This is a genomic window from Pseudomonas retamae (genome assembly GCF_043496865.1).
Taxonomy (GTDB): Bacteria; Pseudomonadota; Gammaproteobacteria; order Pseudomonadales; family Pseudomonadaceae; genus Aquipseudomonas; species Aquipseudomonas retamae.
The window spans coordinates 163,883-190,711 of sequence record NZ_JBIEIL010000011.1 but is presented as its reverse complement, the minus strand read 5'-3'; the positions used below and the strand labels follow the sequence as shown (position 1 = coordinate 190,711).

The window sequence follows — 26,829 nt, the reverse complement described above, 5'->3', positions numbered from 1 at the left end:
TATGACCTCGGCGATATTCATTCCTGAGCTGGGTCATCTGGCGATGATTCTGGCGCTGTGTTTTGCTCTGGTGCAGGCCGTGGTGCCGTTGCTCGGCGCCTGGCGCGGCGACCGTTTGTGGATGGGCCTGGCGCAACCGGCAGCGTGGGGCCAGTTTGCCTTTCTGCTGTTCGCGTTCGGCATCCTCACTTACGCGTTCATGACCGATGACTTCTCGGTGGCCTATGTGGCGATGAACTCCAACAGCGCGCTGCCGTGGTACTACAAATTCAGCGCGGTGTGGGGTGCTCACGAAGGTTCGCTGCTGCTGTGGGCATTGATCCTCGGCGGCTGGACCTTCGCCGTGTCGGTGTTCTCGCGGCAGTTGCCGCAAGTCATGCTCGCCCGCGTACTGGCGGTGATGGGCATGATCAGCACCGGTTTCCTGCTATTCCTGATCCTGACCTCGAACCCGTTCGCGCGGATACTGCCGCAGATTCCGGCCGACGGTCGCGACCTCAATCCGCTCCTGCAGGACATCGGCCTGATCGTGCATCCGCCGATGCTCTATATGGGCTATGTCGGGTTCTCGGTGGCGTTCGCGTTTGCCATTGCGGCATTGCTCGGCGGTCGCCTTGATGCCGCCTGGGCGCGCTGGTCGCGGCCATGGACCATCGTCGCCTGGGCCTTTCTCGGAATCGGCATCACCCTCGGTTCGTGGTGGGCGTATTACGAACTCGGCTGGGGCGGCTGGTGGTTCTGGGACCCGGTGGAAAACGCCTCGTTCATGCCATGGCTGGTCGGCACCGCACTGATCCACTCGCTGGCAGTGACGGAAAAGCGCGGTGTGTTCAAGAGCTGGACGGTATTGCTGGCGATTGCCGCGTTCTCGCTGAGCCTGCTGGGCACGTTCCTTGTGCGTTCCGGCGTACTGACGTCGGTCCACGCGTTCGCTTCCGATCCTGAACGCGGCGTGTTCATTCTGATCTTCCTGCTGTTCGTCGTTGGTGGCTCGCTGACCCTGTTCGCTCTGCGTGCACCGGTGGTGAAAAGTCAGGTTGGCTTCAACCTGTGGTCGCGGGAAACCCTGCTGCTGGGCAACAATCTGGTGCTGGTCGTGGCCGCGTCGATGATTCTGCTCGGCACGCTGTATCCCCTGATTCTCGATGCCCTCAGCGGCGCGAAGATGTCGGTCGGCCCGCCGTACTTCAATGCGCTGTTCATTCCGCTGATGGCGTTGCTGATGCTGGTCATGGCGGTCGGCGTGATCGTGCGCTGGAAGGATACCCCGGTGAAATGGCTGGCGAGCATGCTCACCCCGGTGTTGCTCGGCAGCGTCGCGCTGGCGGTAATTGCCGGTGTCGCTTACGGCGATTTCAACTGGGCGGTGATCGCAACGTTCCTGCTGGCCGCGTGGGTGCTGCTCGCCGGTGTTCGCGACCTGTTCGACAAGACTCGCCACAAAGGCCTGATCGAAGGCTTGCCGGCGCTGACCCGCAGCTATTGGGGCATGCAGATCGCGCACTTGGGCATCGCCGTGTGCGCACTCGGCGTGGTGTTGTCGAGCCAGAACAGTGCCGAACGCGACCTGCGCCTGGCGCCGGGCGAGTCGATGAACCTGGCCGGTTATCACTTCGTTTTCGAAGGTGCCAAGCACTTCGAGGGGCCGAATTTCACGTCCGACAAAGGCACCGTTCGGGTGATTCGCGACGGCAAGGAAATCAGCGTGCTGCACCCGGAAAAACGTTTGTACACCGTGCAGAATTCGGTGATGACCGAAGCCGGGATCGACGCCGGTTTCACCCGCGACATTTACGTCGCCCTCGGCGAGCCGCTGGATAACGGCGCCTGGGCAGTGCGCGTGCACGTCAAACCGTTCGTGCGCTGGATCTGGTTCGGCGGCCTGCTCACAGGCTTCGGTGGATTGCTGGCAGCGCTGGATCGGCGTTATCGGGTCAAGGTGAAAAGCAAAGTGCGCGAAGCGCTGGGCATGACGGGAGCCGCGGCATGAGACGTTGGTTGATGTTGGTGCCGCTGGCGATTTTTCTGCTGGTGGCGGTGTTTCTGTATCGCGGGCTGTACCTCGACCCGGCGGAGCTACCGTCGGCGATGATCAACAAGCCGTTCCCGGAGTTTTCCCTGCCGAGCGTGCAGGGCGACAAGACCCTGACCAAGGCTGACATTCTCGGCAAACCGGCACTGGTCAATGTCTGGGGCACCTGGTGCATTTCCTGCCGGGTCGAGCATCCGGTACTGAACAAACTGGCCGAGCGTGGCGTGGTGATCTACGGCATCAACTACAAGGACACCAACGCCGATGCGTTGAAATGGCTGGCCGAGTTCCACAACCCCTACGCCCTGGATATCCGCGACGATGAAGGCTCGCTGGGCCTGAATCTCGGCGTTTATGGCGCTCCGGAAACCTTCTTCATCGACGCCAAAGGCGTCATCCGCGACAAGTTCGTCGGGGTGATCGACGAGCAGGTCTGGCGCGAAAAACTTGCGGCCAAATATCAGGCGCTGGTCGATGAGGCCAAGCCATGAAGCGTTTTCTCGCCGCGGTGGTGCTGGGCTTGAGTCTGGCCAGCGTCGCGCATGCGGCCATCGATACCTACGAATTTGCCAAAGAAGGCGATCGCGAGCGTTTCCGCGAGCTGACCAAGGAACTGCGCTGCCCCAAATGCCAGAACCAGGACATCGCCGACTCCAACGCGCCGATCGCCGCTGACCTGCGCAAAGAGATTTTCCGCATGCTCGGCGAGGGCAAGGACAACCAGCAGATCATCGACTTCATGGTCGACCGCTACGGCGATTTCGTCCGCTACAAACCGGCGCTCAACGCCAAGACCGCATTGCTCTGGTTCGGCCCGGCCGGCCTGCTGCTGGGCGGTTTCGTGGTGATCGCGGTGATTGTCCGCCGGCGTCGCGGGCAACGCGCCGTAACGCCGTCATCGCTGTCCATCGAAGAGCGTCAGCGCCTCGACCAACTGTTGGATAAAACCCAAGAATGATTGATTTCTGGCTTGCCGCAGGGCTGTTGCTTCTGGTCGCCCTGAGTTTTCTGCTGATCCCGGTGTTGCGTGGTCGTCGCGCCCAACGCGAGGAGGATCGTACGGCCCTTAATGTTGCGCTGTATCAGGAACGTGTCGCCGAGTTGCAAGCGCAGCAGGCTGAAGGTGTGCTTGATGCTGCGCAAATGGACAGCGGTCGTGCCGAGGCGGCGCGGGAGTTGCTGGCCGATACCGAAGGCGTTGCCGCGCCGCGTGTGTCGAAGCTCGGCAAGCCGTTGCCGTTGCTCGCGGCCGTGCTGGTGCCGCTGTTGGGCTTGGGTTTGTACTTGTATTTTGGCGCTGCCGACAAGGTCGAGCTGACCCGCGAATTCGCCCAGGCGCCGCAGTCGATGGAAGAGATGACCCAGCGTCTGGAGCGTGCGGTCGCTGCGCAGCCGGATTCTGCCGAAGGCCTGTATTTCCTCGGTCGTACTTACATGGCGCAGGAGCGCCCGGCGGACGCGGCGAAGATGTTCGAACGCGCCGCCGGCCTCGCTGGTCGCCAACCGGAACTGCTCGGCCAGTGGGCGCAGGCGCAGTATTTTGCCGACGGGAAAAAATGGTCGCCCAAGATCCAGGCGCTGACCGACGAAGCCCTCAAGGCTGATCCGAAAGAAGTCACCAGCCTCGGTCTGCTCGGCATCGCCGCGTTCGAAGGTGAGCGCTATCAAGAAGCGATCGATTACTGGAACCGCCTGCTCGCACAACTGCCACCGGAGGACAACTCGCGCGCCGCGCTGCAAGGCGGCATCCAGCGCGCCGCCGAACGCCTGCAAGCCAGTGGCGGCACAGTCGTTCAGGCGCCCGCGGCGACGAAAGGCGCGTTGCTGAAAGTCAGCGTCGATCTGGCCAGCGAGCTCAAAAGCAAAGTGCAGCCGGGCGACAGCGTATTCATCTTTGCTCGCGCCACCTCCGGTCCACCGGCACCGCTGGCGGCCAAACGCCTGACCGTGGCCGATCTGCCGGTGACCGTCGAACTCGGCGATGCCGACGCGATGATGCCGCAGTTGAAACTGTCCAACTTTCCCGAAGTCCAACTGGTTGCGCGCATTTCCCGCGCCGGCCAACCCACTGCCGGTGAATGGATCGGTCGCAGCGGCCCCCTGGCCAGCAGCACCACCGCGCCACAAAAACTGACCATCGACAGCCCGGACCAATAACCGGAACCACAGGAAAGCACCGCCATGCACACCATCGCCCGCATCACAGTCCTCACACTGGCCCTGGGCTTGAGTGCATGTGCGGTCCAGCGACCGGAACCGACCACCAACCTGCCACCGATCCCGCCGTCGCAACCGAGCCCGACCCCGTCGACCTCACCGACCCCGGGCAAGAGCATCCCGGCCAAACCGTCGAAACCGGTACCCCGCACCTCCGCCAGCTTCGCCCCGCCGCCGGGCGGCAACAGCCACTGGGACCAGAAGCTCGGCGTGTACGTACTCGACGACCAGTCCAACACCTTCTACCGCCAGCGCACCTACTACCGCTGGAACAACGGCTGGAGCCGCGCCGTCAGCCCCAACGGCCCATGGGAAGACACCGACATCCACGGCGTGCCACCGGGCTTGGGCAAGCAGTTCGGGCAGTGAGGAAAAACGGCGATCTTTGGATCGCCGTTTTTTTGCCGAATTTTTAGAGAATTGCGCGATACCTGCTCAGTGAACGTACTGACTGGTCCAGGCCTTGGCGCTGCAGGAGGGCAAGGAAGCAATCCGCATCCATCGATGGCGTCTTCAGTTGCTGGCGCTGTCGTTGGGCAGCCGCAATGACCGCGGATGAATCCAGATGAAAAAGGTTTTCCACAAACTCGTCCGGGTGTTGGGCTTCGATGCCATAGGGTTCGAGAGAGCAAGCGGGAAAATCTTTCAGGTTGAAAGTCACGATAACGTCCGCGCCACATCGGATAGCAGCAGCAAGAACATGGCGATCATCATCGTCGGGCAGGCTCAGTCCGACGATCAGATCTTCATAACTATCTACACATGCATCCGGAATGGCGAGGTCCATCAGTTGTGATGTCCGGTCCAGTTGCTCGATGCTCAGGTCAGGCCGGTTTTTTAACAAATTGCGCTTCCATTCGCAGTGGATTTCTTCAGTCCAGCGCGCTCGATACAGCCCGGACAATGCGAGCCACATCAGGAAGTCTCTCAGTGGGGCGGGGTATAAAACACATGCATCGTATACAGCGGTGAAAGAGGAGTGCCTCACTCGTATCCTGTCCTTAGCGCCTGTGCCTGCTCTGCGAGAAGCCTCATTGCCTGCTCGCTGGCGGTGTCTCGCCGGGCTTTATATTCCATCAGATCGGCAAAACGCACACGTCGGTGCTTGCCGGTTTTGTGGTAGGAAATCTCACCGCTCTCCAGCAGTTTGATCATGTGCGGACGTGAGACATTGAGCAGGTCGGCAGCATCCTGAGTGGTCAGCTCAGCGTGGATCGGTACGACCTTCACAGCGTGGCCCTGCGACAGCGCCGCGAGGATATCGCTCAGCAAGCGCAGCGCGGACGTTGGCAGCTCGACGCTATGGGCTTCGTTCTGCTCATCGTAGATCTGGATTTTTTGAGTTTCAAAGCCGGTTGCGAGGAAAGCGGTCAACGCACGCTGGCCTTCTATCGCGGCTTTGATTTCACGTTCTTCAGGCAGATTGATAGCGCAAGGGATAGCAGTGGACATAGGACAGTTCCGGCATTCGATGGACGATGCACGAACCGTATTCGAATTAAACGAAAATCGCAATAAACGAAACATTCGTCATGAGCACCTTGTAAAACAACCAACCGTCACTCCACACCATGCTGTGCTTGAGCAAAGATAACTCCAGGGTTGTTTTTGATAGACCATGGCAAGGAGGCCCGGGGGCAAAGCAGGTTATTGATCAACGAGCTTGAAGACGCAGGCTGGGTTGTACAACCCGCCAGCCCGTTATGAAGGAGATCCGTAATGCAATATCCAATCTGCATCGAGTGGGGTGATGAAAATACTGCCATCGGTATTCAGATCCCCGATATTCCGGGTGCCGTGACGGCGGGGGACACGTTCGAGGATGCCTACAACGCTGCCGTTGAAGTTGCCCACATCATGCTGCAGGAAATTGCAGCGGCAGGAGAGCCGATTCCGCTGCCGACGTCGGCGTCGGCGTCGGCTCATCGCAGCAATGCGGATTTTGCCGAGATGGGCTGGGGCATGCTGGAGCTGGATATCTCGCCGTACCTGGGCAAGACCGAGAAGGTCAACGTCACGCTGCCCGGGTATGTGATACAGCGCATTGACCGTTATGTGCGTGAACACAACGTCAAAAGCCGCTCCTCGTTTCTGGCGGATGCAGCGATGGAGAAACTGGTTCGATACTAAGGCTCGGCCAATTGTGGGAGCGAGCCTGCTCGCGAAAGCGCTGTGTCAGTCAGCGTAAATCTCGTCTGAACTGACGCCTTCGCGAGCAGGCTCGCTCCCACACTGGTTTTGTGTATTGCAGTGATTCGGAGGTCATCCAAAACCTGTGGGAGCGAGCCTGCTCGCGAAGCTTTTGAAGCCTTAAGCCGTGGCTAATGAAGCGCGTCGTGAAGCGCTCAAGAAGCGCAACAACGCCAACAGCGGAAACACGCTGCCGACAATCACGATCCACAACCAGCCGCCATGCTCATACACCGCGCTGGCCACCGACGAGCCGAACGCGCCGCCGATGAAGATGCTGGTCATGTACAAGGCGTTCAAACGGCCACGGCTCTTGGCGTCCAGCGAATACACTGCGCGCTGACCGAGGACCATGTTCATCTGCACGCAGAAATCCAGCACTACGCCAGTGACCGCCAGGCCGATGACGCTGTAGGCCGGGTGGATGAAGGCGGGCAGGAAGCTCAGGCTGGCGAAGAGCATGGCCAGCAGCGAGGCGATGCGGGTGTGGCCGGCGTCGGCGAGGCGTCCACTGATCGGCGCCGCGATGGCACCGATGGCGCCGACCAAAGCGAAAATCGCAATCTCGCTTTGCGACAGGCCGTGATTACGCGCCAGCTCCAGCGGCACGGCGGTCCAGAACAGGCTGAACGTGGCGAACATGCAACCCTGGTAGAACGCGCGCTGCCGCAGCACCGGTTGCTGACGCAGTAACGACCACAGCGAGCCGATCAGTTGCCCGTAGGTGGCGCTGTGATCCGGTTGACGCTTGGGGACGGTCAACGCCAGCACCACGCTGATCGCGGCCATCAACCCGGCAGCAATCATGAACATCGCACGCCAGCCCAGATGATCGGCGACCACGCTCGACACCGGCCGGGCCAACAGAATACCCAGCAGCAAACCGCCCATGATCCCGCCGACCACCCGGCCTCGGGATTCTTCCGGCGCCAGGTGCGCGGCGAGCGGAATCAGGACTTGCACCGACACCGAGCTGAACCCCACCAGCAACGAAATCAGCAAAAACACATTCGGCTGATCGGTAAACGCCGCCGCCAGCAGGCTGGCGATTGCCACGAGGGTGGTGACGATCATCAACCGCCGGTTTTCCAGCAGATCGGCCAGCGGCACCAGGAAGAACAGGCCCAGCGCATAACCGATCTGCGTCAACGAGACGATGAAACTGGCCAAGGTGTCGGACAGGCCGATGTCCGGTGCGATCAGACCGATGATCGGTTGTGCATAGTAGATGTTGGCAACGATGGCGCCGCAGCAGAAGGCGAACAGCAGCACCATGCCTCGGGTCATTGCGTGAGTGGTGGGCATAGGAATACTCGCGTCGGGCACAGGAAAGCGGTGAAGGCTAATGGACAATGCGGGTTGGCAGAAGACAGTTTCGGATGATAACTCTTATTACGTTGTGTAATGACTGGTCTTGCGAGGCGGTTGAGCAGTGCCAGGGCTGGATTTACTCGCCCAGCCGAAAAGCCCCTCACCCTAGCCCTCTCCCGGAGGGAGAGGGGACTGATTGGGGGATGCTTGGGATTTACGGCGACCTGAAGGTGCATCTGTGAATCCGCAATTGGTTCGAATCCAGGAAAATCGCTCCACTCCATAATCGACGCGGTCCTTCAGGTCGATGTCTGACGCAAGACATCTCGGTCAGCTCCCTCTCCCTATGGGCGGTCCGACGTTTCGGGAGGGCTGGGGTGAGGGTGCATTGGCTCACAACGAAAAAGGCGACCGCAGAGGGTCGCCTTTTTTTTAATCGCTCAAGTCTTACTGCCCGGTGTAAATCTGATCAAACACCCCACCATCATTGAAGTGCGTCTTCTGCACCGTTCGCCAGTCACCAAACGTCTTCTCCACCGAAAGGAAATCCACTTTCGGGAAACGATCGGTGTACTTCGCCAGCACCGCCGGATCCCTTGGGCGCAGGTAGTTGGCCGCGGCAATCTCCTGGCCTTCAGGCGACCACAGGTATTTCAGATATTCATCAGCCGCCGCACGCGAACCTTTCTTGTCGACGACTTTATCGACCACCGATACCGGCGGCTCGGCTTCGGCGGACACGCTCGGGTAGACCACTTCAAATTGATCACGACCAAATTCACGGGCGATCATTTCCGCCTCGTTTTCGAAGGTCACCAGCACGTCGCCGATCTGGTTGGTCATGAACGTGGTGGTCGCGGCGCGGCCACCGGTATCGAGCACCGGCGCTTGTTTGAACAGTTTGCCGACGAACTCCTTGGCCTTGTTTTCATCACCGCCGTTCTTCAGCACATAGCCCCAGGCCGACAGGTAGGTGTAGCGGCCGTTGCCCGAGGTTTTCGGGTTCGGCACGATCACCTGCACGCCGTCCTTGAGCAGGTCCGGCCAGTCTTTCAGGGCTTTCGGGTTGCCCTTGCGGACGATGAACACCGTGGCCGAGGTAAACGGTGCGCTGTTGTTCGGCAGGCGCGTGACCCAGTTCTCCGGCACCAGTTTGCCGTTGTCGGCGAGGGCGTTGATGTCGGTGGCCATGTTCATGGTGATGACATCTGCCGGCAGCCCGTCGATCACCGAACGCGCCTGCTTGCTCGAACCACCGAATGACATCTGCACGGTGATGTTCTCGTTGTGCTCGGCCTGCCAGTGTTTCTGGAACGCAGTGTTGTAGTCCTTGTAGAAATCGCGCATCACGTCATAGGAAACGTTAAGCAGCGTCGGCGCTGCCTGAGCGATGTTGGCCAAGGCGAGGCCGGCGGCGAGAAGTGAGGCGCCAAAGAGTTTTTTCACTGCGCATTCCTTGTTCTGTGGGGGTGTTGAGTCAAAGGTGAGGCGATTTGCCAGCGACTATAACGGGGCCGGCATAGTCGCTTAAAGATTAAAAAGCTCTGTGCTTATTCCAGTTTCTTGAACAGTGCATTGCCACATCGTGAACAGAAAGCGGCGGACTGTTCATGGCTGCTTTTTTTGCACACCGGGCAGTCGTGCTGCAACTGATCGCCGCGCATGGCATTGGCCAGTTCAGCGGTGAAGATCCCGGTGGGCACGGCAATGATCGAATAACCGGTGATCATCACCAGCGACGAAATCACCTGGCCCAGCGGCGTCTTCGGCACGATGTCGCCGAAGCCGACGGTGGTCAGCGTGACGATCGCCCAATAGATGCCTTTTGGAATGCTGGTAAAACCGTGTTCCGGGCCTTCGATCACATACATCAGCGTGCCGAACACCGTCACCAGCGTACAAACGCTGACCAGAAACACGACGATTTTCTGTTTGCTGCCGCGCAGCGCCGACATCAAGTAGTTGGCCTGCTTGAGGTACGGGCTGAGTTTGAGTACGCGGAAAATCCGCAGCATCCGAATGATGCGGATGATCAGCAGATACTGCGCATCGCTGTAATACAGCGCAAGAATGCCCGGCACGATCGCCAGCAGATCCACCAGCCCGTAAAAGCTGAAGGCATAGCGCAGCGGTTTCGGCGAGCAGTACAGACGCAGGATGTATTCGCCGAGAAAAATCGCCGTGAAGCCCCATTCGATGTAGGCCAACAGGTCTGCGTAGTTACGGTGAACGCTGTCGATGCTGTCGAGCATCACGATCACCAGACTGGCGAGGATGATCAACAGCAGGATGCCATCGAAGCGACGCCCGGCCGGGGTGTCGCTCTGGAAAATCATCACGTAAAGCCGTTCGCGCCAATTGTTGCTGCTGTCCATGGATAACGCCTGAATCGAAGATCAGCGCAGCCTAGGGTGATTCTCCCGATGAGCGCAAGGCTCATGCGCAAACGACGCTTTGCCAAACATCTGCATGCCGGCATGGATCAGCCAGCCGGCGAGGATGAACGGCGCGGTCAACGTCGCAAGGCCGACGGCGGCAAACAGCGGCGTCACCAACAGCGCCAGAACGATGCCAAGCAGCGGCAGCCACGGATATTGGCGTTGCGCAGAGAAGGCGAGGGCGGCGAGCACGGCGTTGTAACTGCCCAGGCCCAGCAGAGCGGTGGCGGGTTCATGCTGCAGCAGACTGGAAGCGAGGCCGAGCGCCGACGCGAGCAGCGCCCAGCAGAACCCACGGCGATCGGCGATCAGCAAACCGCAGGCAATCAAACCACCGGCCAATGGATGATCAAGAAACATGGCTTGGCCGAATCCCCTCAATTCCGCGGCCAGCACATTCGCCGTATGCAAATCGATAGAGGCGATGGGCGCGGACGGTTCAGCGAACAGCAGCAACAGCCAACTCAAGGCCACGAACGGCGAGGTATACGCCGGTATCGCGCGGGTGCGGTAGATACGTTTGAGCCATTGCTGGGTGATCATTGCACTGAGACCGCCAGCAGCGAGAATCAGCGGTGGCAACAGCGGTGACCAAGGGAAATACAGGCTCAGCAGCAGGCCGAGCAACACGCCGTTGTAGCTGAACAATCCGGCCTGGCGATCGGCCTTGGCATAGTTGCGCCGTTGCGCGGTGAGCAAACCGGCGACGCCACCGAGCAGCGCCCCGGCGAACAGCACCGGCGCGGTCAGCAGGATCGCCAACAAACACAGCAGACCGCACAGCGGATGGCGCTGAAGAAAAATCTGACTGAAACCGTTGAGCAAAGCCTCGGCCCAGTCGGGGCAGTGGGTGTTGAAGTGATTGGCAGGCATGGCAGTTCTGAAAGTCAGGAAAACCGAGGTGCCTGCTTCGCGAGCAGGCTCGCTCCCACACCGGATCTGTGTCCAGTCTCGGTTCTGTGATCGACAAAGAACCAATGTGGGAGCGAGCCTGCTCGCGAAGAGGCCGGTACAGGCGCTAAATCAACGTCTCGATACGCAGCGAATTGGTCGACCCCGGCTGACCAAACGGCACGCCGGCAGTAATCAGCAGCGTGTCGCCACGCTCGGCCATGCCTTGTGCCTGGGCGATTTCCAGCGCGGTCGAGCAGACTTCGTCGACCTGACGCAAGCGATCGTTGACCACCGAATGAATGCCCCACGCCACGCTCAAGCGCCGCGCCGTCTGCAGGTTCGGCGTCAGGTTGAGGATCGGCGCTTTCGGCCGCTCCCGCGATGCGCGCAGCGTCGAGGCGCCGGACTCGCTGTAGTTGACCAGCACCGCCACCGGCAGCACGTTGCTGATCCGGCGGATCGCGCAACTGATCGCGTCGGACACCGTCGCCTCGGCTTTTGGCCGGCTGACGTCGAGCTGGGTCTGGTAATCCGGGCCGTTCTCCACCTGGCGAATGATCTTGCTCATCATCTGCACCGCTTCCAGCGGATATTCACCGGACGCGGTTTCCGCCGAGAGCATCACTGCATCGGCACCTTCGGCCACGGCGTTGGCGACGTCGGTGACTTCGGCGCGGGTCGGCGCCGGGGAGAAGCGCATCGATTCGAGCATTTGCGTCGCCACCACCACCGGTTTGCCGAGTTCGCGGCAGGTGGTGATGATGTTTTTCTGAATCTGCGGCACGCTTTCGGCCGGCACTTCGACGCCGAGGTCTCCACGGGCGACCATGATCGCATCGCTCAACTCAGCAATCTCACGCAGTTGCTCGACCGCCGAAGGCTTCTCGATTTTCGCCATCAGAAACGCCTTGTCGCCGATCAGCGCACGCGCTTCGACGATGTCCTGCGGGCGCTGCACGAACGACAACGCAACCCAGTCCACGCCCAGCTCCAGACCGAAGCTCAGGTCGCGACGATCCTTGGCCGTCAGCGGGCTGAGGTCGAGCACCGCTTGCGGCACGTTCACACCTTTGCGGTCGGACAATTCGCCACCGTTGAGCACGGTGGTGTCGATCGCATCGGCGTACTGGGTCACCACGCGCAGGCGTAGTTTGCCGTCGTCGAGCAGCAAATCCATGCCGGCTTCCAGCGCGGCGATGATCTCGGGATGCGGCAGATTCACCCGACGCTCGTCGCCCGGTGTCGCGTCCAGATCGAGGCGGAACGCCTGACCGCGATGCAGCTGGACCTTGCCGTCAGCGAACTTGCCGACCCGCAATTTCGGCCCCTGCAAGTCCATCAGAATGCCCAGCGGGTAGTTGAGCTGGCGCTCGACTTCGCGGATCCACTGGTAGCGCTTGGCATGGTCGGCGTGATCGCCGTGGCTGAAATTCAGCCGGAAAATATTCACCCCGGCCTCGACCAGTTCACGGATATCGTCGATGCCATCCACCGCAGGCCCGAGGGTGGCGAGGATTTTGACCTTTTTATCAGGCGTCATGATTTGCAGTTCTCAAGGATCAGGATGGCGCGGAAGTCGTTGACGTTGGTGCGGGTCGGCTCGGTGACGATCAACGCGTCGAGCGCCTGGAAGTAGCCGTAACCGTTGTTGTTATCCAGCTCGTCGCTGGCGCTTAATCCCAGGGCCGCGGCGCGGGCGTAGCTGTCCGGGGTCATGATCGCGCCGGCGTTGTCTTCCGAGCCGTCGATGCCGTCGGTGTCACCGGCCAGCGCGTAGACCCCGGGTTGGCCTTTTAGGTTGTCGGTGAGGCTCAAGAGGAATTCGGCGTTGCGCCCGCCACGGCCATTGCCGCGCACGGTCACGGTGGTTTCGCCGCCGGAGAGAATCACGCACGGCGCCGCCAGTGGCTGGCCGTGGTTGATGATCTGCCGGGCGATACCGGCGTGGACCTTCGCCACCTCGCGGGATTCGCCTTCGAGATCACCCAGAATCAAGGTGCTGAAACCGGCCTGACGGCATTTCACCGCAGCGGCATCCAGCGATTGTTGCGGGCGGGCGATCAACTGGAAGTGACTGCGCGCCAGACTCGGATCGCCGGGTTTCACGGTTTCCGACTCGGGGCTTTGCAGCCAGTTGCGCACCGAGGCCGGAATGTCGATGCCGTAGCGTTTGATGATCGCCAGGGCTTCGGCGCTGGTGCTCGGGTCGGCCACGGTCGGGCCGGAGGCGATGACCGTGGCGAGGTCGCCGGGCACATCGGAAATCGCGTAGGTGTAAACCGTCGCCGGCCAGCAGGCCTTGCCGAGGCGGCCGCCCTTGATCGCCGAGAGGTGCTTGCGCACGCAGTTCATCTCGCCGATGGTCGCGCCGGATTTGAGCAAGGCTTTGTTGATCGACTGCTTGTCGGCGAGGGTAATGCCCTCGGCGGGCAAAGCGAGCAGGGCAGAGCCGCCACCGGAGAGCAGGAAGATCACCCGGTCGTCTTCGGTCAGGTTGCTGACCAGTTCCAGCACACGTTTGGCCACGGCCAGGCCGGCCGCGTCCGGCACCGGATGCGCGGCTTCGACCACTTCGATTTTCTCGCACGGGGCGCCGTGACCGTAGCGGGTCACCACCAGACCGGACACTTCTCCCTGCCAGCAGCGCTCGACCACTTGTGCCATGGCGGCAGCGGCTTTGCCGGCACCGATGACAATCACCCGGCCACTGCGATCGGCGGGCAGATGGGCTTCGAGGACCTGGTTCGGATGGGCCGCGTCGATGGCTGTGGCAAACAGCTCGCGCAGCAGTTGTTGCGGATCTACCGACATGGCGGGCTCCCAATCTTATTGTTCTTGGTTAATGCTGATGATCGTTCCCACGCTCTGCGTGGGAATGCCTCAATGGACGCTCTGCGTCCGCTTCGGCAGGGACGCGGAGCGTCCCGGGCTGCATTCCCACGCGGAGCGTGGGAACGAGCGACGGGGCAGGCTTTATTTTTTGTCGCGAATCGAGAAATTGGCCATGTGTTCCAGGCCCTTGATCAGCGCCGAGTGGTCCCAGTTGCTGCCACCGATGGCCGCGCAGGTGCTGAACACTTGCTGGGCATTGGCGGTGTTCGGCAGGTTGATGTTCAGCTCTTTGGCGCCTTGCAGGGCCAGGTTCAGGTCCTTCTGGTGCAGGCTGATGCGGAAACCCGGATCAAAGGTGCCTTTGATCATGCGCTCGCCGTGCACTTCGAGGATCTTCGAGGAGGCGAAACCACCCATCAGCGCCTCACGCACCTTGGCTGGATCGGCACCGTTCTTCGAGGCGAACAGCAGCGCTTCAGCGACGGCCTGAATGTTCAGGGCAACGATGATCTGGTTGGCGACCTTAGCGGTCTGACCGTCGCCATTGCCGCCGACCAGGGTGATGTTCTTGCCCATGGCCTGGAACAGCGGCAGGGCGCGTTCGAAAGCATCGGCGTCGCCACCGACCATGATGCTCAGGGTCGCGGCTTTGGCGCCGACTTCACCGCCGGACACTGGCGCGTCAAGGTATTGCGCGCCTTTTTCGTTGATCTTCGCCGCGAACGCTTTGGTTGCGGTTGGCGAGATCGAGCTCATGTCGATGACGACTTTGCCTTTGCCAATACCAGCTGCAACGCCATCGGCACGGAACAACACGTCATCGACCTGCGGGGTATCCGGGACCATGACGATGATGAATTCAGCTTCCTGCGCCACTTCGCGTGGATTGGCCAGCGCGACGGCGCCCGCGGCAACCAGGTCGGCGGGTGCGGCGTCGTGGTGTTGCGACAGGAACAGGCTGTGACCGGCTTTCTGCAGGTTCGCCGCCATTGGGTGGCCCATGATGCCGGTGCCGATGAATCCGATTTTAGCCATGAGAAATTCCTCTTGTTTTTATTGCTGCTTCAAGCAAAAAGGGAGCTGTTTTTAATGTGGGAGCGAGCCTGCTCGCGAATGCGGTAGAACATTCAATATCCGTGTTGACTGACCCACCGCATTCGCGAGCAGGCTCGCTCCCACAGGGGATTTGCAGTGTTTCTTAGATTGCGTTGTGGGTCTTGAGCCAGCCCAGGCCAGCCTCGGTGGTGGTCAGCGGCTTGTACTCGCAACCCACCCAACCCTGATAACCGATGCGGTCGAGGTGTTCGAACAGGAAGCGGTAGTTGATTTCGCCGGTCCCCGGTTCGTTGCGCCCCGGGTTGTCCGCGAGCTGCACATGGTTGATCTCGCCCAGATGCGATTGCAGGGTGCGGGCCAGATCGCCTTCCATGATTTGCATGTGATAGATGTCGTATTGCAGGAACAGGTTGGCGCTGCCGACCTGTTCGCGAATCGACAGGGCCTGCGCCGTGTTGTTCAGGTAGAAACCGGGAATGTCGCGGGTGTTGATCGCTTCCATCACCAGTTTGATGCCCACCGCTTGCAGCTTGTCGGCGGCGTATTTGAGGTTGGCAACGAAGGTCTTTTCCACGGTGGCGTCGTCGACGCCCTGCGGACGAATACCGGCCAGGCAGTTGATCTGCGTGTTGCCCAGCACTTGCGCGTAGGCAATGGCCAGATCGACCCCGGCGCGGAACTCCTCGACGCGGTCCGGCAGGCAGGCAATCCCGCGCTCACCCTTGGCCCAGTCACCCGCCGGCAGGTTGAACAGCACTTGGGTCAGACCGTTGGCGTCGAGTTTTGCCTTGATTTCAGCCGAGCTGAAGTCGTACGGGAACAGGTATTCCACGCCACTGAAACCGGCCTTGGCGGCGGCGTCGAAACGGGCAAGGAAATCCTGTTCGGTGAACAGCATGGACAGGTTGGCTGCGAAACGCGGCATGGTGGTCTCCCGTTCTAGATTCTCGTTCCCACGCTCTGCGTGGGAATGCCTCAATGGACGCTCTGCGTCCGCTTTGGGACGCAGAGCGTCCCGGGCTGCATTCCCACGCAGAGCGTGGGAACGATCAGCTGTCAGCAGTCAGTCAAGCAACGAAATCGCCGTCGGCGCATCGTTGCCGACCAGTGCCAGGTCTTCAAACTCGTTGACCGCGTTGATCTCGGTGCCCATGGAGATGTTGGTCACACGCTCCAGAATGATCTCGACGATCACCGGCACCTTGAACTCCTCGATCATCTGTTCGGCCTTGCGCAGGGCCGGGGCGATTTCCGATGGTTCGAATACCCGCAGTGCTTTACAGCCCAGGCCTTCGGCGACTGCGATGTGGTCAACCCCGTAACCGTTGAGTTCCGGCGCGTTGAGGTTATCGAAGGACAGCTGCACGCAGTAGTCCATTTCGAACCCGCGCTGCGCCTGACGGATCAGACCCAGGTACGAGTTGTTCACCACGACGTGGATGTACGGCAGTTTGAACTGAGCGCCGACCGCCAGTTCTTCGATCATGAACTGGAAATCATAGTCCCCCGACAGGGCCACGACTTTCCGGCTCGGATCGGCCTTCACCACACCCAGCGCCGCTGGAATGGTCCAGCCCAACGGGCCGGCCTGACCACAGTTGATCCAGTGACGCGGTTTGTACACGTGCAGGAACTGCGCGCCGGCAATCTGCGACAGACCAATGGTGCTGACGTAGCAGGTGTCCTTGCCGAACACCTGGTTCATTTCTTCGTAAACGCGCTGCGGCTTGACCGGCACGTTGTCGAAGTGGGTCTTGCGATGCAGGCTCGCCTTGCGCTGCTGGCAATCCTGCAGCCAGGCGCTGCGGTTCTTCAGCTTGCCGGCGGCTTGCCATTCACGGGCCACTTCGATGAACACGGTCAGCGCAGCGGCGGCGTCGGAAACGATGCCCAGATCCGGCGTGAACACACGGCCGATCTGCGTGCCTTCGATGTCGACGTGAATGAACTTGCGGCCTTCGGTGTAGACGTCGACCGAACCGGTGTGACGGTTGGCCCAACGGTTACCGATACCCAGCACCACGTCGGATTTGAGCAGGGTCGCGTTGCCGTAGCGGTGCGACGTCTGCAGACCGACCATGCCGACCATCAGCGGGTGATCGTCGGGGATGGTGCCCCAGCCCATCAGCGTCGGGATGACCGGGATGCCGGTCAGCTCGGCGAACTCCACCAGCAGATCGCTGGCATCGGCGTTGATGATGCCGCCACCGGCGACCAGCAACGGACGCTCGGCCTGATCCAGCAAAGCCAGCGCCTTCTCGACCTGCACGCGGGTGGCGGTCGGTTTGGCCAATGGCAGTGGCTGATAAGCGTCGATGTCGAATTCGATCTCGGCCATCTGTACGTCGAACGGCAGGTCGATCAGCACCGGGCCTGGGCGGCCGGAGCGCATTTCATAAAAGGCTTTCTGGAACGCGTAAGGCACTTGGCCCGGCTCCAGAACAGTGGTTGCCCACTTGGTCACTGGCTTGACGATGCTGGTGATATCGACGGCCTGGAAATCTTCCTTGTGCATACGGGCGCGGGGTGCCTGGCCGGTGATGCAGAGGATTGGAATCGAGTCGGCCGAGGCGCTGTAGAGCCCGGTGACCATGTCGGTACCGGCCGGGCCGGATGTACCGATGCACACGCCGATATTGCCGGCCTTGGTGCGGGTGTAGCCCTCGGCCATGTGCGAGGCGCCTTCAACGTGGCGAGCAAGGACGTGATCGATGCCACCGACCTTCTGCAAGGCGGAGTACAGCGGGTTGATCGCTGCGCCCGGGATGCCAAAAGCGGTATCAACCCCTTCACGGCGCATCACCAGAACGGCGGCTTCGATTGCTCTCATTTTGCTCATGGTTTTGTGCCTCTTTACGTTTTGTAATTGTATACAAGTGGCTTTGCGCTGAGTGTATTCACGGTGGACGGCGCAGGTCAATCCATTTTCTCAAGCGTCTGTTTCATTCGTCGGAAGCCCGTTTGAGTGTGGCTTTTCGTCGCATGTGGCGCTTTTCGAGAATTATTGTATACAAAAAAATAGCTCATTGTGTTCTATTTGTTGGATCGGACTGCGGCACAAACGCGCAGCCCCACGACTTTCCCTATAACAAAATGAGGACGGCACCATGAGCGCTTTAACCTTGAAAGTCGCAGTCAACCTGGTCAGCGAAGCCATCAACGCCGGACGCGGCATCAACGCCGCACCGTTGACCATCGCGGTATTGGATACCGGCGGCCACCTGATCGCCCTGCAACGCGAAGACGGCGCCAGCTTGCTGCGTCCCAACATCGCCATCGGCAAAGCCTGGGGCGCCATCGCCCTGGGCAAAGGCTCGCGCCTGCTGGCCCAGGACGCGCAACAACGTCCGGCCTTCATTGCCGCCCTCAACAGCATGGGCCAGGGCAGCGTCGTCCCGGCACCGGGCGGGGTGTTGATTCGGGATCAGGCGGGGGTGCTGCTGGGGGCGATCGGGATCAGTGGGGATTTGTCGGATGTGGATGAGCAGGTGGCGATCAGAGCGGTGGAGGCGCTGGATTTGAGGGCGGATGGGGGGGTGGCTGTTTGAATGTCAGTGTCTGAATAACCGCTTTCGCGAGCAGGCTCGCTCCCACATTGAGTTTGGATTGGACACAAAATGTTCGAGTGTTCGAAAGCCCCTGTGGGAGCGAGCCTGCTCGCGAATAGGATCTGCGCTACACATCTTGCTAAAAGTCTGACGCTCCCTTTGCCATCTCCACGGCTAGCCTTCTCATGATCAACATATGAAAAGGCAACGGAATGCCGGATTTATCTGCTTCACATCGCTTGCGCATCGGACGCTATCAGAACACAACCGCATTTACCTTCTGACCGCCAATACCGCCTGGAGAGAACCCGTATTCAGCGATTTCTTCCTTGGCAGAATGCTTGTAAGCCAATTCCGGGCAGTTGAGGAAACGGGATTGGCCAATTCTCTGGCTTGGGTCGTAATGCCAGATCATTTTCACTGGTTGATTGAATTGAAGAGTGGCTCGCTCGGCGAATTGATGCAGCGAACCAAATCCCTCAGCACCAAAGCGGTAAAGCTTTCGACCGGCCGAAAGACCAGCCTTTGGCAACCTGGCTTCCATGACCGTGCACTGCGTAAAGAGGAGAATCTGGTGAAGATGGCGCGGTATGTCATTGCCAACCCATTGCGGGCAGGGCTGGTCAAAAGCCTTGGCGACTATCCGTTGTGGGACTCGATTTGGTTGTGAGTCGAGATCTGAGTTGCCGCCATTCGCGAGCAGGCTCGCTCCCACAGGAGAATGCATTCCAAATGTGGGAGCGAGCCTGCTCGCGAAGCGGTTCCCCCGATCTCACTGATCCGGCTCACACCCCTTCAACACCAACCGGATAATCGTCTGCGCGGCCGCTTCATAATCTGCTTCATCCAGCTTGTCCTTGCCGGTTACCGCAGAAATCTGCCAGTCGAAGTCGGCATACGTCTGGGTGGCGGCCCAGATGCTGAACATCAGGTGGTTGGGGTCGATCGGGGCGATCTCGCCGCGGTCGATCCAGCTCTGGATGCAGGCAATGTTGTGCTTGGCCTGGGCGTTCAGTTGTTCCACCAGATCGGCGTTCAGGTGCGGCGCGCCGTGCATGATTTCGCTGGCGAACACTTTGGAGGCGAAGGGCAGGTCGCGGGAGATGCGGATCTTCGAGCGGATGTAGCCGCTGAGCACTTCGCTCGGCACGCCGTCCGGGTTGAACGGTGTCGAGGCCTGCAGAATCGGCTCGATAATACTTTCCAGCACCTCGCGGTAGAGGTTTTCCTTGGATTTGAAGTAGTAGTAGACGTTGGGCTTGGGCAATCCCGCCTTGGCGGCGATGTCGCTGGTTTTGGTCGCCGCGAAGCCCTTGTCGGCAAACTCCTCGCTGGCGGCACGCAGGATCAGTTCTTTGTTGCGCTCGCGGATTGTGCTCATAAACCCGGTGGTTCCTTGCCTGTTCTGGCGGTGGCGCATGGTAGCACCGGCCTCGCGCGGCGCTCAACAATGCACCACGTGGGCTGTGGTCGCGTTATGCTTCGCAACATTCATACACAGAAGGAAACAGGATTCATGGCAGGAAGCAGTTTGCTGGTGCTGATCGACGACATCGCCACCGTTCTGGATGACGTGGCGTTGATGACCAAAATGGCCGCCAAAAAGACTGCCGGGGTGCTCGGTGACGATCTGGCGCTCAATGCCCAGCAGGTCTCCGGTGTGCGGGCCGAGCGCGAGATCCCCGTGGTCTGGGCGGTGGCCAAGGGCTCGTTCGTCAACAAACTGATCCTGGTGCCGTCAGCGCTGGCGATCAGTGCATTCGTGCCTTGGCTGGTAACGCCGCTGCTGATGGTCGGCGGTGCCTATCTGTGCTTCGAGGGCTTCGAAAAGCTCGCGCACAAGTTCCTGCACAGCAAGACCGAAGACGAGGCCGAGCATGCGCAATTGACCGAGGCGGTGGCGGACCCGGCGACCGATCTGGTGGCCTATGAGAAGGACAAGATCAAAGGCGCGATCCGCACCGACTTTATCCTCTCGGCAGAAATCATCGCGATCACCCTCGGTACCGTGGCGGATGCCTCGCTGACTCAGCAGGTGGTCGTCATGTCCGGCATTGCGATCGTGATGACCGTGGGGGTTTACGGTCTGGTGGCGGGCATCGTCAAACTCGACGATCTCGGCTTGTGGCTGACACAAAAGCCTGGGCAAATGGCGAAGAAGATCGGCAACGGCATTCTCAGCGCCGCGCCGTACATGATGAAAACCCTGTCGGTGGTCGGTACGGCGGCGATGTTCCTGGTCGGCGGCGGCATCCTTACCCACGGCGTGCCGGTGGTGCATCACTGGATCGAAGGCGTCGGCGCAGCGGCTGGCGGCGCCGGGTTTGCGGTGCCGATGTTGCTTAATGGCGTTGCGGGGATCATTGCCGGTGCGGTGGTGTTGGCGGTGGTTTCCGTCGTCGGCAAGCTCTGGAAAGCTCTGAAAAACTGATCAGCAACACATAACAAATGTGGGAGCGAGCCTGCTCGCGAATGCGGTAGTCCAGTCAATATCTACGTCGACTGATACGCCGCCTCCGCGAGCTGGCTCGCTCCCACAATGTTTTGTGACAGCCTTTTTTACTCGGCAACCTGCAACTTGCGCGCCTCGGTGTACACGTAACGCACCTTCTCGTACTCGAACGGCGAGTTCATCTGGCCGTAGCGGAAGCTGGTCTGGTAGCGCTTGTCGACCGCACGCAAAGCCCAGACTTCCGGGTGGTTGGAGCTGACTTCCGAGACGTTGAGGAAGTTGATCGCCGATTCGGCGGTGTAGTCCACGGCAAGGCCCGCGGTGTCGCGGATGTTCGACGGGCCGAGGATCGGTAGGACGAAGTAGGCGCCGCCCGGTACCCCGTAGAAGCCCAGGGTCTGACCGAAGTCTTCGCTCTGGCGCGGCAGGCCCATGGCGGTGGCCGGGTCCCACAGACCGGCGATACCGATGGTGGTGTTGAGCAGCAGCCGCGCGGTGGTTTCCATCGAGCGCTGGCCCTTGAACTGCAACAGGCTGTTGACCAGGTTCGGCACGTCGCCGAGGTTGTTGAAGAAATTGCTCACCCCGGTGCGCACGAAACTTGGCGTGATGTAGCGGTAGCCATCGACCACCGGCAGGAACACCCATTGGTCGAAGCGGTAGTTGAAGTGGTAAACCCGACGGTTCCACGACTCCAGCGGGTCGTAGACGTTCAGCGCGTTGAGCGTCGAGCGCTCGAATTCGCGCTGGTCCAGGCCCGCGTTGAATTTCAGTTTGGTCAGCGGTTCCTTGAAACCGTCGCTGTCGACCACCACCGGCGCGTTGGCTTTGCTGTTGTCGGCCTGGGCCACGCCTGCACAGAGGAGCGCTGTAATCAGCAGGAGATATTTAGCCACGGAAGAACTCCAGCATGGCGTCGCTGTTGACGCGGTAGTTAAGGTTGCCGCAGTGGCCGCCCAGTGGATAAACCGTCAGGCGATCACCGAAGGTCTTGCGCAGGAAGCCAAGATCGCCCGGGCCGAGGATCACGTCGTCGGCGTTGTGCATCACGGCGATTTTCGGGCTGGCGTGCAGGTAATCCTTGAGCGCGTACAGGCTGACCTGGTCGATCAGTTGCAGCAGGCTGCCGCCATCGGTGCGCGCGCGCCACATCGGAATGACCTGCTCGGTGATGTAGCAATCGAAATCGCATTGCAGTGCACGCTTGAGGAACGGCGTGAGGCTGGTGCCTTCGGTGATCGGGAATTTTGGCGGGGTGATCAGGCCGCGACGGTTGATCAGGTCGGAAGTGAACGCGATATCGGCCGCCGAGAAGCGGAACGACGTGCCGATCAGCATCGCCATCTGCTCATTGGTCAGGTGCTGCTTGGACTGTTGGAAATCGTAGAGCAGCGCGTCATTGAGGTCGATGTAACCTTTTTGCTGGAAGTAGCGGGTCAGCTTGGTCAGCACCAGTTCATAAAAGGTGGTGCTGCTGTTGATGCCTTTGACTTCGGTCTGCACCAGCTTGTCGAGGTTGGTCACCGAGGTATACAGGTTGACTGGCGGGTTGAGCAGCAAGACTTTCTTGAAGTTGAAGCTGCGGCGCGTCTCGTCCAGATGCGCGACGAAGGCGGCATCGAGGGCGCCGAGGCTGTAACCGGTGAGGTAGTACTCGGTCACCGGCAGCTTCGGGTTCTGCGCGCGCACGGCCTGCATCACCCGGTACATGTCTTCGGCGTCTTCCTTGGTCACGCCCGGTGTAGCGAAGCGCGAAGCGGCGCTGATGAAGTCGAAGCTGGTCGGCGACGACAACTGCACGACGTGGTAGCCGGCCTTGTAATAGAGCTTTTTCAGGTACTCGTTGAGCGTGCTGTCATACCGAGCGCCGGTGCCAGCGATCAGGAAGATCAGCGGTGCCGGTTTGTCTTGCGTGGCGATGCGGTAGGTCAGCTTTTTCACCGCCCAGAAATTGTCCGGCAGGATGAACTCGCGTTCCGGGCGCAGGGTGACGCTGCGATCGGACTGATTGATGTCGTCATCGAGCGGCAGTTCAGGGCGCAGATCCGGCGGCGTCGTGGCGATGGTCGCCTCGAACGGATTGGTCAGGGGGTAGCCATAACTGGCGGCGTCGATATCCACCGCCAGTGCGGACGCACTCAAAATAAGGCCGCTGAACAGCGCGGCGAAGCGCAAGGAACGGAGCATGACTAGATCCCTTAGAGGAAGGTGCCGAATGAAGTTCGCAGGCTATGACCACCGGGCTTGCGCCAAAGTGCCATGCTGCGGCACCAAACAGGCGGAATTCGGAGTAATAGTAGCTGGACGATACACTTTGCACGGCCCGAATGAACAGTTAAGTGTTGTTAGCGCTTGCGTATGCAGGGCGGCAGATTAAGCTGGCCGCCGATTTCCAAAGATTGGAGTGCTCCATGTCCCGCCGCTTGCCCGTGATTGTGCTGCTCGTGCTGTTGCCGTTGTGGCTGGCGGCCAGTTATGCCGCGCGTTATGGCTTTATGGAAGAGGGCCAGTGGGTCGGCATCTGCGTCGATGAGGCCAGCCGTTGGGAATGCGTGGTGCGTTCGAACCTTGGGCTGATGATTCATTTCAAGGTGTTGGGCTGGGCGGCACTCGGTGCGGCGCTGATCGGCTTCGTTGTGCCGGGACGGGCAGGGTGGTGGCTGGCAGTGCTGGCGCTGGTGATCGGCTTGCCGGCGCTGGCGTTGTACAACACGACGTTGGCGGTGTTTGCCGTGGTGATTGGCGGGTTGCGCCTGGTCCGCGAGTCCCGCGGCGCCGGATAGTCAGCCTTCGCGAGCAGGCTCGCTCCCACAGGAGAATGCGATTCAAATGTGGGAGCGAGCCTGCTCGCGAAGAGGCCGGTGTGGCCAAAATTTACTGTGGGCGAACCCGCAAGCAGCGCCAAAGGGCGGCCACCATCAATACACTGACCAACGCCCAACCCCACGCCTGCTGATTCAACAACCCTTCCTGATACAGCTGCGGCGCAATCCCCGCACCCACCATAAAGGTCAGCAAGGCAATCTCCCTGCGCGGCACGCTCACCGGCCGGCACACATAAACCAGCGCCGGCAGCACGAACGCCATGCTGGCAAAGCTGCGATAACGCGAATCGAAGACCATCTCCAGCATCATCACCGCCGCAGCAAAACCGGCGGCCGCGACCAGCCGGCCAGCGTGCCGCTCAAACCATTCGAAAGCACGCCCACGCCAGCCAGCGCGCGCACTCAAGGTCAGCGCGGCATGCGCCAACACCAAAAGATTCAACGCGGTAAGCAAACCGACCCACAACCACTCGCTGGCGAACCGCGTGGTCACTCGCGCCAGATCGCCCCAGGCGCCAATCGAACAAGCGGCGAGGGCGCCCAGCAACGGTAACAGCAGCGCCGAACGGGTGGTCCGAACGCGACCGCCAAGCATCAGCGTACCGATAAAAATCACACCACCGAGCGCCAGCCATTCCTTCCAGTACGGCACATTGCTCACCGGCCCGGCCAGCACGCCTTTATCCAGGCGATCGGCATCGAACAAGCCCCAATAGCCGCCGACCGCGCCTTCGCTTGCACGTTTCCACGGTTGATCAAACGCTTCGATCAGGTTGTAACGCCAGCCTTCCTTTTCAGCCATCGCCACGAACCCGCGAATGAATTTCGCCTCGTTGACCCGGCTCGGCACGGCGGTTTCGCGCTGGCGGCCTTCGCTCGGCCACCCGGTTTCGCCGATCATCACATCCTTGGGGGCGAACTTGTTGCCGAACACCTGACGCACATCGGCGACATGCTGCAGGGCAACGTCGATGTTCGACGGATCATCTTCCCAATACGGCAATAAATGAATGGTCAGGAAATCCACCGCCGGCGCGACTTCCGGGTGCTTGAGCCAGAACTCCCAGACATCGGCATAGGTGACCGGCTGCCTGACCTGGCTTTTGACCTTGTTGATCAGCCGGGCCAACTGCGCGCCCGTGACTTCTTTGCGCAGCAACGCCTCGTTGCCGACGATGACGGCCGTGACCACGTCGGGGTTGGCGTTGGCCGATTTGATCAGCAGGTCGACTTCATTTTGAGTGTCGACCGGATTGCTGTTGACCCACGCGCCGATCATCAATTTCAACCCGTGCTTGCGCGCCAGCTCCGGCAACGCTTCGAGGCCGGTCATCGAATAGGTCCGAATGCACTCGAAACGCGTCGCGAGCAATGCGAGGTCGGCGTCCATGCGCTCCGGGCGCAACTTGAACGGCACGTCGAAGGGTGATTGGTCTTTATCGAACGGCGTGTAGGAGGCGCATTGCAGCTTGTGCGTCGGGGTGGCCGCGTCCGGCAGGATCACCGGCTGGCCGAGCGCGTACCAGAAACCGCCAAGGGCAAACACGCCGAGCAGGCAGGCAAACAGATAAGGCAAAAAAGGAAAACGAGACGTCGCGGTCATGGTCAGGCCGAGTGGCTGCAAAGCGACGCATGTTACCTGCATTTATACAGGGGTTGGTGAGCCGCATGCTGACGACATGCAAAGTTCGGGCGGATTGTCTGGCGTCAATTATTCAGGCGCGATTAATGGCGTTCTGATGTCGTTTCTCGTTGCCTTGAGGTCGCTGACAGAGCAGGTCGCGGGCGGCGTCAGGTTGATGATCGAAGCGTCAGTACCCTTGTGGAAAAATCGCGCTGATGTTTGATCGAGTGGGCGGTGCGGCGCGACGGGGGCGCTGCACCATAACAATACGTTGACGATGCCCGGCATCCGTCGGGCGCAGCATTTCGGGGAAGTAAACGATGAAGATGCGACGACTTTTAGGCGCAGGTGCCGTGCTGGCGCTTGCGATGAGTTCCAGTTTCGCCAACGCTGAAAAACAGACCCTGAACATCGGTTACGTTGACGGCTGGTCCGACAGCGTCGCGACCACCCATGTGGCGGCCGAAGTGATCAAGCAGAAACTCGGTTACGACGTGAAGCTGCAGGCCGTTGCCACCGGGATCATGTGGCAGGGTGTGGCGACCGGCAAACTCGACGCCATGCTCTCGGCGTGGTTGCCGGTTACCCACGGCGATTACTGGACCAAGAACAAGGATCAGGTCGTCGATTACGGCCCGAACTTCAAGGATGCAAAAATCGGCCTGATCGTGCCTGAGTACGTCAAAGCCAAATCGATCGAAGATCTGAAAACCGATGACACCTTCAAAAACCGCATTGTCGGTATCGATGCCGGTTCAGGCGTGATGCTCAAGACCGATCAGGCGATCAAGGATTACGGTCTCGACAAGTACAGCCTCAAGGCCAGTTCCGGCGCCGGCATGATTGCCGAGCTGACCCGCGCCGAGAAGAAAAACGAGTCCATCGCCGTCACCGGTTGGGTGCCGCACTGGATGTTCGCCAAGTGGAAACTGCGCTTCCTCGACGACCCGAAAGGCGTGTATGGCCAGGCTGAAACCGTCAACAGCATCGGTAGCAAAGGCCTCGAAGCCAAGGCACCGGAAGTGGCCAAGTTCCTGAAGAACTTCCAATGGGCGTCGAAAGACGAAATCGGCGAAGTCATGCTGGCGATTCAGGATGGTGCCAAGCCTGATGCAGCGGCCAAGGACTGGGTGGCCAAACACCCGGAACGTGTAGCTGACTGGACCAAGTAATTTAAACACCGCCACACCCCTGTGGGAGCGAGCCTGCTCGCGAATGCAATCTGTCAGTTGATGCAATATCGACTGATACGACGCGTTCGCGAGCAGGCTCGCTCCCACAGTTTTTTTCTGTGTACCGGAAAATGGCCAAAACATCATGGCCATCTACTACTAAGGTCGTCTGGAACCTCTCCCGCAGCCGCATACATTAGCTACGTTCCAACAATAATCTGTGCTGCGAGGATAAAAA

Annotated in this window: 25 protein-coding genes and 1 pseudogene; 11 read left to right on the top strand and 15 right to left on the bottom strand. The window is 60.3% G+C overall.

Annotated elements, in window-relative coordinates; all coding sequences use genetic code 11:
• Position 1 precedes the first annotated feature (1 nt).
• The 5 genes from ACGSLL_RS21500 to ACGSLL_RS21480 are packed head-to-tail and all read left to right on the top strand — an operon-like array spanning position 2 to position 4,618.
• Positions 2–1,990, top strand: coding sequence for a heme lyase CcmF/NrfE family subunit (locus ACGSLL_RS21500; protein ID WP_394507851.1), 1,989 nt, complete (start codon positions 2–4; stop codon positions 1,988–1,990).
• Positions 1,987–2,523, top strand: a complete 537-nt coding sequence (locus tag ACGSLL_RS21495; RefSeq protein WP_394507850.1) for a DsbE family thiol:disulfide interchange protein — start codon at positions 1,987–1,989, stop codon at positions 2,521–2,523. Before ACGSLL_RS21500 ends, ACGSLL_RS21495 begins: the two co-directional genes overlap by 4 nt.
• On the top strand, positions 2,520–2,990 hold the full coding sequence (locus tag ACGSLL_RS21490) for a cytochrome c-type biogenesis protein (RefSeq protein WP_394507849.1): 471 nt from the start codon (positions 2,520–2,522) through the stop codon (positions 2,988–2,990). Before ACGSLL_RS21495 ends, ACGSLL_RS21490 begins: the two co-directional genes overlap by 4 nt.
• Positions 2,987–4,189, top strand: a complete 1,203-nt coding sequence (ccmI, locus tag ACGSLL_RS21485) for a c-type cytochrome biogenesis protein CcmI (protein ID WP_394507848.1) — start codon at positions 2,987–2,989, stop codon at positions 4,187–4,189. Before ACGSLL_RS21490 ends, ccmI begins: the two co-directional genes overlap by 4 nt.
• A 24-nt stretch (positions 4,190–4,213) precedes the next feature.
• Positions 4,214–4,618 (top strand): hypothetical protein, encoded by a 405-nt coding sequence (locus tag ACGSLL_RS21480; RefSeq protein ID WP_206414939.1) that lies wholly within the window; start codon positions 4,214–4,216, stop codon positions 4,616–4,618.
• Positions 4,619–4,661: 43 nt separating this feature from the next.
• Here ACGSLL_RS21480 and ACGSLL_RS21475 read toward each other — a convergent pair whose 3' ends face one another.
• Both ACGSLL_RS21475 and ACGSLL_RS21470 read right to left on the bottom strand, forming a co-directional pair.
• A complete protein-coding gene (locus ACGSLL_RS21475; protein ID WP_258450056.1) occupies positions 4,662–5,237 on the bottom strand; it encodes a PIN domain-containing protein in 576 nt (191 codons plus the stop codon).
• Positions 5,234–5,701 carry a helix-turn-helix domain-containing protein gene (locus tag ACGSLL_RS21470; RefSeq protein WP_258450055.1) on the bottom strand — a complete coding sequence of 156 codons (468 nt, stop codon included), beginning with the start codon at positions 5,699–5,701 and terminating at the stop codon, positions 5,234–5,236. The genes ACGSLL_RS21475 and ACGSLL_RS21470 overlap by 4 nt, the downstream gene beginning before the upstream one ends.
• A gap of 267 nt (positions 5,702–5,968) precedes the next feature.
• Here ACGSLL_RS21470 and ACGSLL_RS21465 point away from each other — a divergent pair, with 267 nt between their 5' ends.
• The gene (locus ACGSLL_RS21465) at positions 5,969–6,379 is read left to right on the top strand and encodes a type II toxin-antitoxin system HicB family antitoxin (protein ID WP_394507847.1); all 411 of its coding nucleotides are present in this window, start codon (positions 5,969–5,971) and stop codon (positions 6,377–6,379) included.
• 180 nt (positions 6,380–6,559) lie between these two features.
• On the opposite strand, the gene ACGSLL_RS21460 is transcribed toward ACGSLL_RS21465, so the two are convergent.
• From ACGSLL_RS21460 to gcl, 9 genes are all read right to left on the bottom strand, one after another.
• The gene (locus ACGSLL_RS21460; protein WP_394507846.1) at positions 6,560–7,744 is read right to left on the bottom strand and encodes an MFS transporter; all 1,185 of its coding nucleotides are present in this window, start codon (positions 7,742–7,744) and stop codon (positions 6,560–6,562) included.
• Positions 7,745–8,197: 453 nt separating this feature from the next.
• On the bottom strand, positions 8,198–9,196 hold the full coding sequence (locus tag ACGSLL_RS21455) for a sulfate ABC transporter substrate-binding protein (protein ID WP_093103385.1): 999 nt from the start codon (positions 9,194–9,196) through the stop codon (positions 8,198–8,200).
• Between the two features lie 104 nt (positions 9,197–9,300).
• The gene (locus ACGSLL_RS21450) at positions 9,301–10,125 is read right to left on the bottom strand and encodes an ion transporter (RefSeq protein ID WP_394507845.1); all 825 of its coding nucleotides are present in this window, start codon (positions 10,123–10,125) and stop codon (positions 9,301–9,303) included.
• A 21-nt stretch (positions 10,126–10,146) separates the two neighbouring features.
• The gene (locus ACGSLL_RS21445) at positions 10,147–11,061 is read right to left on the bottom strand and encodes an urea transporter (RefSeq protein ID WP_394507844.1); all 915 of its coding nucleotides are present in this window, start codon (positions 11,059–11,061) and stop codon (positions 10,147–10,149) included.
• 145 nt (positions 11,062–11,206) lie between these two features.
• Positions 11,207–12,622: a pyruvate kinase gene (gene pyk, locus ACGSLL_RS21440; protein ID WP_394507843.1), complete on the bottom strand. Its 1,416-nt coding sequence runs from the start codon at positions 12,620–12,622 to the stop codon at positions 11,207–11,209.
• Positions 12,619–13,893 (bottom strand): glycerate kinase type-2 family protein, encoded by a 1,275-nt coding sequence (locus tag ACGSLL_RS21435; RefSeq protein WP_394507842.1) that lies wholly within the window; start codon positions 13,891–13,893, stop codon positions 12,619–12,621. Before ACGSLL_RS21435 ends, pyk begins: the two co-directional genes overlap by 4 nt.
• 162 nt (positions 13,894–14,055) lie before the next feature.
• A complete protein-coding gene (locus ACGSLL_RS21430) occupies positions 14,056–14,949 on the bottom strand; it encodes a 2-hydroxy-3-oxopropionate reductase (RefSeq protein WP_056783869.1) in 894 nt (297 codons plus the stop codon).
• A gap of 163 nt (positions 14,950–15,112) precedes the next feature.
• Positions 15,113–15,895: a hydroxypyruvate isomerase gene (gene hyi, locus ACGSLL_RS21425; RefSeq protein ID WP_093103367.1), complete on the bottom strand. Its 783-nt coding sequence runs from the start codon at positions 15,893–15,895 to the stop codon at positions 15,113–15,115.
• 138 nt (positions 15,896–16,033) lie between these two features.
• Positions 16,034–17,809: a glyoxylate carboligase gene (gene gcl, locus ACGSLL_RS21420; protein WP_096796234.1), complete on the bottom strand. Its 1,776-nt coding sequence runs from the start codon at positions 17,807–17,809 to the stop codon at positions 16,034–16,036.
• Positions 17,810–18,077: 268 nt separating this feature from the next.
• Between gcl and ACGSLL_RS21415 the strand changes: the two genes are divergently transcribed.
• Both ACGSLL_RS21415 and ACGSLL_RS21410 read left to right on the top strand, forming a co-directional pair.
• Positions 18,078–18,518 carry a GlcG/HbpS family heme-binding protein gene (locus ACGSLL_RS21415; protein WP_394507841.1) on the top strand — a complete coding sequence of 147 codons (441 nt, stop codon included), beginning with the start codon at positions 18,078–18,080 and terminating at the stop codon, positions 18,516–18,518.
• Positions 18,519–18,730: 212 nt separating this feature from the next.
• Positions 18,731–19,188 (top strand): annotated as a pseudogene (locus ACGSLL_RS21410) (REP-associated tyrosine transposase).
• 102 nt (positions 19,189–19,290) lie between these two features.
• On the opposite strand, the gene ACGSLL_RS21405 reads toward ACGSLL_RS21410, so the two are convergent.
• Complete coding sequence (locus tag ACGSLL_RS21405; protein WP_394507840.1) at positions 19,291–19,899, bottom strand: TetR/AcrR family transcriptional regulator; 609 nt, start codon at positions 19,897–19,899, stop codon at positions 19,291–19,293.
• 135 nt (positions 19,900–20,034) lie between these two features.
• On the opposite strand from ACGSLL_RS21405, the gene ACGSLL_RS21400 reads away from it, so the two are divergent.
• Complete coding sequence (locus ACGSLL_RS21400; RefSeq protein ID WP_394507839.1) at positions 20,035–20,949, top strand: DUF808 domain-containing protein; 915 nt, start codon at positions 20,035–20,037, stop codon at positions 20,947–20,949.
• Between the two features lie 128 nt (positions 20,950–21,077).
• On the opposite strand, the gene ACGSLL_RS21395 is transcribed toward ACGSLL_RS21400, so the two are convergent.
• Positions 21,078–21,866: an MlaA family lipoprotein gene (locus tag ACGSLL_RS21395; protein WP_206414944.1), complete on the bottom strand. Its 789-nt coding sequence runs from the start codon at positions 21,864–21,866 to the stop codon at positions 21,078–21,080.
• The gene (locus ACGSLL_RS21390) at positions 21,859–23,157 is read right to left on the bottom strand and encodes a serine/threonine protein kinase (protein WP_394507838.1); all 1,299 of its coding nucleotides are present in this window, start codon (positions 23,155–23,157) and stop codon (positions 21,859–21,861) included. The genes ACGSLL_RS21395 and ACGSLL_RS21390 overlap by 8 nt, the downstream gene beginning before the upstream one ends.
• 224 nt (positions 23,158–23,381) lie before the next feature.
• Between ACGSLL_RS21390 and ACGSLL_RS21385 the strand changes: the two genes are divergently transcribed.
• Positions 23,382–23,753 carry a hypothetical protein gene (locus ACGSLL_RS21385; protein ID WP_394507837.1) on the top strand — a complete coding sequence of 124 codons (372 nt, stop codon included), beginning with the start codon at positions 23,382–23,384 and terminating at the stop codon, positions 23,751–23,753.
• Between the two features lie 91 nt (positions 23,754–23,844).
• On the opposite strand, the gene ACGSLL_RS21380 is transcribed toward ACGSLL_RS21385, so the two are convergent.
• Positions 23,845–25,440, bottom strand: coding sequence for a glycoside hydrolase family 17 protein (locus ACGSLL_RS21380; RefSeq protein WP_394507836.1), 1,596 nt, complete (start codon positions 25,438–25,440; stop codon positions 23,845–23,847).
• Between the two features lie 299 nt (positions 25,441–25,739).
• Between ACGSLL_RS21380 and ACGSLL_RS21375 the strand changes: the two genes are divergently transcribed.
• A complete protein-coding gene (locus ACGSLL_RS21375; RefSeq protein WP_336357144.1) occupies positions 25,740–26,591 on the top strand; it encodes a glycine betaine ABC transporter substrate-binding protein in 852 nt (283 codons plus the stop codon).
• The last annotated feature ends 238 nt before the right edge of the window (positions 26,592–26,829 follow it).